This is a genomic window from Sphingomonas sp., assembly GCF_019746665.1.
In the GTDB taxonomy this organism is placed as follows: Bacteria; Pseudomonadota; Alphaproteobacteria; order Sphingomonadales; family Sphingomonadaceae; genus Sphingomonas.
In genome coordinates, this window is sequence record NZ_JAIERS010000005.1 from 396,723 (window position 1) to 403,580 (window position 6,858).

Consider the following 6,858-nt stretch of genomic DNA (forward strand, 5'->3'; position numbering starts at 1 on the left):
GTCGCCAAACCACCCCCAAGCCCCCTATCGCGGCGTCAGCTTCAGCAGCCGTCCCGTCGATCCCTGGCGCCCGTCTTCCAGCAGCCAGATCGCGCCGTCGGGGCCTTGCTCCACCTCGCGGATGCGGGCGTCCATCGGCCATTGGTCTGCCTTGCGCGCGTTGGTGCCGTCGAGATGGACATGCACCAGCGCCTGGCTCGATAGCCCACCGATGAACGCGTCGCCGCGCCACTGCGGGAACAGCTTGCCCGAATAGATCATCAGCCCGCCCGGCGAGATCACCGGGTTCCACCAGACCTTGGGCGCCTCATAGCCGTCGCCGGGCTTGTGATCGGGAATGTCGCGCCCGTCATAATGGCTGCCGTTCGACACGCGTGGCCAGCCATAATTGCGCCCCGGCAGGATCAGGTTGAGCTCGTCGCCGCCCTGCGGCCCCATCTCCTGCTCCCACAAATTGCCGGCCGCGTCGAACGCGATGCCGAGCAGGTTGCGGTGCCCGTATGACCACACCGCCGGATCGAAGCCCTTCGCCGCCAGCGGGTTGCCCGGCGCGGGCTTGCCGTCGAGCGTCAGCCGCAGCACTTTGCCGAGCGAGGCCTTGGGGTCTTGCGCGGGATCGAATTTCTGGCGCTCGCCATTGGTGTAGAACAGATATTTGCCGTCGGGCGAAAAGGCGATGCGGCCCGAATAATGGCCGTTGCCGGGGACGAAGGGGTGCGCGCGGTGGAGCGTCTCGACGCCTTCCAGCCCCGGCGCGGCGCCGTCGACCAGCTTGCCACGCGCCAGGATCACCCCCTTGCCGCCCTCGCCGGTGGTCGAATAGCTGAAATAGACGAGGCCGCTCCGCGCGAAATCGGGGGCGAGCACCACGTCCATCAGCCCGCCCTGGCCCTCGCTATCCACCTTGGGCACGCCCGCGACCACCACGCGCTGCTTGCCGTCGGCCGAAACGAGCAGCAATTGCCCGGCCTTTTCGGTCACCAGCATCCGGCCATCGGGCAGGAACGTCATCGCCCAGGGCGACTCGAAATCGGCGACCACCTGCGTCTTGAACGGTGGCTCCTGCGCACCGGCCATGCCCCCCGCCGAACATCCCGCCAGCAGGACGATAGCGCACAACTTCAGGCTTCGACGCAACATTTCCGCTCCTTTTGCCACGCTCGGGCGCGGCACCATGATCTTTTGCCAAACAAATCCATGCGCTAAACCCTTGGTGGGGAAAAGGGGGGCCGGATGCGGCTATTGAGCGGGGTGCTGTTGCTGGCGGCGGCGAGCGGGGCGTTGGCGCAGGACAAGACGGCGCCAACGGCGGAAAAGGTAGCCGCGCCGACCGCGGCCGATTTCGGCAAGAAAGCGTTCATCGAAGGCCCGGTGCTGGCGCCCGATGGCCATGCCTATGCCGCCCGCGCCTATGTGAAGGGCGAGGTCAAGCTGGTGGTCGTTACCCCGCGGCCGGGCCAGGCGCCGCAAATCCGCCTCTTCGCGATGCCCAGCAAGCAGGAGATGGTGTGGTATCGCTGGGCTGGGCCGAACCGCCTGCTCGTCAGCCTGGCCTTCAACAGCATCTGGGAGGATCAGGAGAAGCGCATCACGCGCGTCGCGATCGTCGATCTTGTCACCGGCAAGCAGATACCGATGGCGCTGCATGAAGAGGGGTTTGAAGGCGACAACGTGATCTACGTTGATCCCAAGGGCGATTATGCGCTGCTCACCGTGCAGCCAACGCCCTATGATTGGCCCAACGTCTATCGCTTCGATCTGGCGACGGGGCAGCCCAAGCAGGTCGTCGCCTCGGTTGAAAATGTGTGGGACTGGTACGCCGATTCGGGCGGGGTGGTGCGCGCCGGTATCGGCTTTGAAGATAATAAATGGTGGGTGCTCTACCGCGATAACGAAAGCGGCAAGTTCCAACGCACCACCAAGCGCAGCCGCGATCAGCTTGCCGAGAATATCGCCTGGTTCAGGGTGATCCCGGGCAAAAGCTCGGGCTATGCGCTGGCGCTCACCCAGGAGGGGCGCTTCGGCTTGCGGCGCTATGATTTCATCAAGGACGAGCTGGGCGAGGTGGTATGGCAGCACCCGCAGGTCGATGTCGACGATGTCGATTTTGGCCCCGACGGCGAGCCGATCGCGATCTATTACACTGATGATCGCGACCGCGTCGTCTGGCTCGATCCCGAACTCAAGCGCTGGCAGGCGGGATTCGACAAGGCGATTCCTGGCGCTGTCAACCAGGTCGTGTCCTACGCCAAGGATCATTCGCGCGCGCTGGTCCGCACCGGGTCGGCGCACGAAGTGCCGGTCTATATGGTGTACGACAAGGCATCAAAGCATCTGGAGATGACCGCGACGCCCTATGAGGCGATGATGAATCACGCGCTCTCCACGGTCGAGCCGATCAGCTACAAGGCTCGCGATGGGCTCGAGATTCCGGGCTATCTCACCTTGCCGCGCGGGCGCGATCCCAAGGCGCTGCCGCTGATCGTGATGCCACATGGCGGCCCGTTCGCGCGCGACAAATGGGAATATGATTATTGGGTGCAGTTCCTGGCATCGCGTGGCTATGCGGTGCTGCAACCCAATTATCGCGGCTCGACCGGCTATGGCAGTAAATTCGTGGAGGCCGGAACCGGCGCCTGGGGGCGCGGGATGCAGGACGATATCGACGATGGCGTGAAATGGCTGGTCGGCAAGGGCATCGCCGATGCCAAGCGCGTGTGCATCATGGGCGGCTCGTTTGGCGGTTATGCGGCGATGTGGGCGGCGGCGCGCAATCCCGAAATCTATCGCTGCGCGATCAGCTTCGCGGGTGTCTCCGATGTGCGCTCGCAGCTTAATTTCCAGTCGAGCGCGTTCAGCGCGCCGCGCTATTTCCGCGATTGGCGCCAACGGGTAGCGGGGGCCGCGAAATTCGATTTCGACACAATCTCGCCACTGAAGCACGCTGATAAAATCAACATGCCGCTGCTGCTGGTTCACGGCACCGCTGACACGCGCGTGCCGTTCAGCCAGTCGCGCAAGCTGCACGAGGCGTTGGCCAGGCTCGGCAAACCGCACGAATGGGTGGTGTACAAGGACGAGACCCATTTTCTGGAAGACCCGGCGAACGCGACCGATTTCCTCCAGCGGGTCGAGGCGTTCCTCAACAAGCACAACCCGGCCTGATCGCCCGCTTGCGCCCGAAGGCGCGGCGGGCTATGGAGGTTGTGCCTTCTCGACATCGTGAAAAATGCCGAGGCCGGCCCCCGCAGGGGTCGGCGCCGAGGCGCTGTAGCTTTGTCGGAGCCTGAATGGTCGATCTCGCCCGCCTGCACCAGTTGATCGAGCCCGAAGCGCGCGCGCTCGGCTTCGCGCTGGTGCGCGTGAAATTCTTCGGCGGCGAAAGCGACCCGACGCTGCAGGTGATGGCCGAGCGCCCCGACACCCGCCAGCTGACGATCGAGGATTGCACCGCGCTGTCGCACCGCCTGTCGGACCTGCTCGACCGGGAGGACCCGATCGAGCACGCTTACCGGCTGGAAGTCAGCTCGCCGGGGATCGACCGGCCACTTACCCGGCCGGGCGACTATGCCGATTGGGCGGGGCACGAGGCGCGCATCTCGCTCGCCGAGAAGCGCGACGGCCGCAAACAGTATAAGGGCACGCTTGTCGGGCTCGAGGGCGGCGACGTGCTGCTCGACGATGCGCAGGGGGTGCGCCACGCCATCCCGCTCGCCGCGATCGAAGACGCCAAGCTGCTGCTCACCGATCGGCTGATCGCCGCCACCCAGCCGCTCTCCACCGCCGGCGCCGACGAACAAGAAATCGAAACAGAGGACCAAGACTGATGGCCACCGCCATTTCCGCCAACAAGGCCGAGTTGATCGCGATCGCCGATGCCGTCGCCAAGGAAAAGCTGATCGATCGCATGATCGTGATCGAGGCGATGGAAGACGCGATCCAGCGCGCCGCCCGCGCGCGCTATGGCGCAGAGAACGATATTCGCGCGAAGCTCGATCCGCAGTCGGGCGATCTGCGGCTGTGGCGCGTGGTCGAGGTGGTCGAGGCGGTCGACGATTATTTCAAGCAGGTCTCGGTGGTCGACGCGCAGAAGCTGCAAAAGGGCGCGAGCGTGGGCGACTTCATCGTCGATCCGCTGCCGCCGATCGAATTCGGCCGGATCGCCGCGCAGGCGGCGAAGCAGGTGATCTTCCAGAAGGTCCGCGACGCCGAGCGCGAGTGCCAGTTCGAGGAATTCAAGGATCGCGTGGGCGAGATCATCACCGGCGTGGTGAAGCGGGTGGAATTCGGCCATGTCGTCGTCGATCTGGGCCGCGCCGAAGGCGTGATCCGGCGCGACCAGCAGATCCCGCGCGAAGTGGTGCGCGTGAACGACCGCGTCCGCTCGCTGATCCTCTCGGTCCGCCGCGAAAACCGTGGCCCGCAGATTTTCCTCAGCCGCGCGCATCCCGATTTCATGAAGAAGCTGTTCGCGCAGGAAGTGCCCGAGATTTACGACGGCATCATCGAGATCAAGGCCGCCGCGCGCGATCCGGGCAGCCGCGCCAAGATCGGCGTGATCAGCCATGACAGCTCGATCGATCCGGTCGGCGCGTGCGTCGGCATGAAGGGCAGCCGCGTGCAGGCGGTGGTGCAGGAACTGCAGGGCGAAAAGATCGACATCATCCCCTGGTCGCCCGACACCGCGACCTTCGTGGTGAACGCGCTCCAGCCGGCCAATGTGAGCCGCGTGGTGCTCGACGAGGAAGAAGACCGGATCGAGGTGGTGGTGCCCGACGATCAGCTTTCGCTGGCGATCGGGCGGCGCGGGCAGAATGTGCGGCTCGCGAGCCAGCTCACCGCCAAGGCGATCGACATTCTGACCGAGGCGGACGCGAGCGAGAAGCGCCAGCGCGAGTTCATCGAACGCTCCGAAATGTTCCAGAACGAGCTGGATGTGGACGAAACGCTCGCGCAGCTGCTGGTCGCCGAGGGCTTCGGGAACCTGGAAGAAGTCGCTTATGTCGAGGTCGACGAAATCGCCTCGATCGAGGGCCTCGACGAGGAAATCGCCGCCGAGCTGCAAAGCCGCGCCCAGGAAGCGCTCGACCGCCGCGAGGAAGCCGCGCGCGAGGAGCGCCGGGCGCTCGGCGTCGAGGATGCGCTCGCCGACATTCCGCATCTGACCGAGGCGATGCTCGTCACGCTCGGCAAGGCAGGGATCAAGACGCTCGACGATCTCGCCGATCTCGCGACCGACGAACTGGTGCAGCGCAAGCGCGCCGAGCCGCGCCGCCGCGGCGAGGATGCGCCGCGCCGCGAGAGCCGGAGCGAGGACAAGGGCGGCATCCTGGCCGAATATGGGCTGAGCGAGGATCAGGGCAACGAGATCATCATGGCCGCCCGCGCCCACTGGTTCGCCGACGAAAACGAGGCCGGGGAGGACGCGCATGCGGACTCCGAACAATGAGACGCCCGGGCTAGTCACCAACGCGGTCGAGCCGGCGGATGACCCCATCCGCCGCTGCATCCTGTCGGGCGAACGCGCGCCGCGTGGCGGCTTGCTGCGTCTGGCGCTCGCCCCCGACGGGCAGATTCTACCCGATTTGCGCGCGAAGGCGCCGGGGCGGGGGGCGTGGATCGGCGTCGCGCGCGCCGAGCTTGATGCAGCACTCGCCAAGGGCAAGCTGAAGGGCGCGCTCGCCCGCGCGTTCAAGACCGGCGAGTTCACCATTCCCGCCGATCTTGCCGAGCGGATCGCGCAGGGACTCGAACAGGCGTTTCGCGACCGGCTGGGGCTGGAGGCGCGCGCCGGCGCGCTGGTGATCGGCGGCGAGCGCATCGAGCGCGCCGCGCGGGAGGGCAAGCTGCGGCTGCTGCTCCACGCGAGCGACGCGGGCGCCGATGGCCGCCGCCGGCTCGACCAGGCCTGGCGCGTCGGGAGCGACAAGGAAGGCAGCGATCTCAAGGGACTAGTGCTGCCGTTCCCACGCCCTATATTGTCGATGGCGCTGGGGCGCGAAAATGTGGTATCCCTCGGGATCACAGACCCCGGCGCCGCCCGGCGGTTGCGCGATGCGCTCGACCGCTGGCTGCACTTTATCGGACCCCCGCCCGTGAGCCCGGCTTGCGAAACCCTCTCGCAAGGCGCATCGGCTGTGGCCCAAGCCGCGCATGATTGAAGGACGTTAGAGCGACTCGATGAGCGATACCGACAACGACAAGCCGAAACTGGGTATGCGCCAGCCGCTGGGCCTGAAGCGCACGGTGGAAACCGGCAAGGTGAAGCAGAGCTTCAGCCATGGCCGTTCGAACACCGTGGTGGTCGAGGTGAAGCGCCGCCGCATCCTGGGTCGCCCGGGTGAGGCCGAGGCGCCCGTCGAGGAAGCGCGCGCCGCGCCCGCGCCGGCTGCCGCCCCCGCGCGTCCCGCCACTCCCAGCCGCGCGCCTGCGGCGCCCGCTGGTCGGCCGCTGAACGACGCCGCTGCCCGCCGCGAGTTGCAGGAAAAGCTGCTGCGCGAGGCCGAGGAAGCCCGGCTCGCCGCGCAGGAGGAAGCGCGTCGCCGCGAAGAGCGCGAGCGTGCTGAGGAAGAGGCGCGCCGCGCCGAGGAATCGCGGCGCCGTGCCGAGGAAGAGGCGCAGCTCGCGCCCGAGCCCGAGCCGGTGGCGGAAGTCGCCGCGCCGGCCGAGGCCGTGGCCCCGGTCGAGCCGGCCCCCGCGCCCGCCGAGCCGATCATGCTGCAGCCCGATGCGTCGCTCCCCGCGCCGCGTCGCTTCACCCCCGTTCAGCGCCCGCAGCCGATCCGCAAGCCGGAGCCCAAGCCCGAGGCCGCGCCCGCCGCCGCCGCGCCCGCCCCGGCGGCGACGCCCAGCGCCCCC

General features: G+C 67.1%; 6 protein-coding genes. 5 read left to right on the forward strand and 1 reads right to left on the reverse strand.

The window, feature by feature from the left end; all coding sequences use genetic code 11:
• Positions 1–24: 24 nt before the first annotated feature.
• Positions 25–1,077 carry a PQQ-dependent sugar dehydrogenase gene (locus K2X73_RS04870; protein ID WP_294109001.1) on the reverse strand — a complete coding sequence of 351 codons (1,053 nt, stop codon included), beginning with the start codon at positions 1,075–1,077 and terminating at the stop codon, positions 25–27.
• 156 nt (positions 1,078–1,233) lie between these two features.
• On the opposite strand from K2X73_RS04870, the gene K2X73_RS04875 reads away from it, so the two are divergent.
• From K2X73_RS04875 to K2X73_RS04895, 5 genes are all read left to right on the forward strand, one after another.
• The gene (locus tag K2X73_RS04875) at positions 1,234–3,165 is read left to right on the forward strand and encodes a S9 family peptidase (RefSeq protein WP_294108981.1); all 1,932 of its coding nucleotides are present in this window, start codon (positions 1,234–1,236) and stop codon (positions 3,163–3,165) included.
• A 125-nt stretch (positions 3,166–3,290) separates the two neighbouring features.
• The gene (rimP, locus tag K2X73_RS04880) at positions 3,291–3,827 is read left to right on the forward strand and encodes a ribosome maturation protein RimP (protein WP_294108982.1); all 537 of its coding nucleotides are present in this window, start codon (positions 3,291–3,293) and stop codon (positions 3,825–3,827) included.
• The gene (gene nusA, locus K2X73_RS04885) at positions 3,827–5,449 is read left to right on the forward strand and encodes a transcription termination factor NusA (protein ID WP_294108983.1); all 1,623 of its coding nucleotides are present in this window, start codon (positions 3,827–3,829) and stop codon (positions 5,447–5,449) included. The genes rimP and nusA overlap by 1 nt, the downstream gene beginning before the upstream one ends.
• Positions 5,430–6,161 (forward strand): DUF448 domain-containing protein, encoded by a 732-nt coding sequence (locus K2X73_RS04890; protein WP_294108984.1) that lies wholly within the window; start codon positions 5,430–5,432, stop codon positions 6,159–6,161. The genes nusA and K2X73_RS04890 overlap by 20 nt, the downstream gene beginning before the upstream one ends.
• Positions 6,162–6,180: 19 nt before the next feature.
• Positions 6,181–6,858 (forward strand): IF-2-associated domain-containing protein (locus K2X73_RS04895; RefSeq protein ID WP_294108985.1); only part of this gene is annotated, 678 nt, incomplete at its 3' end.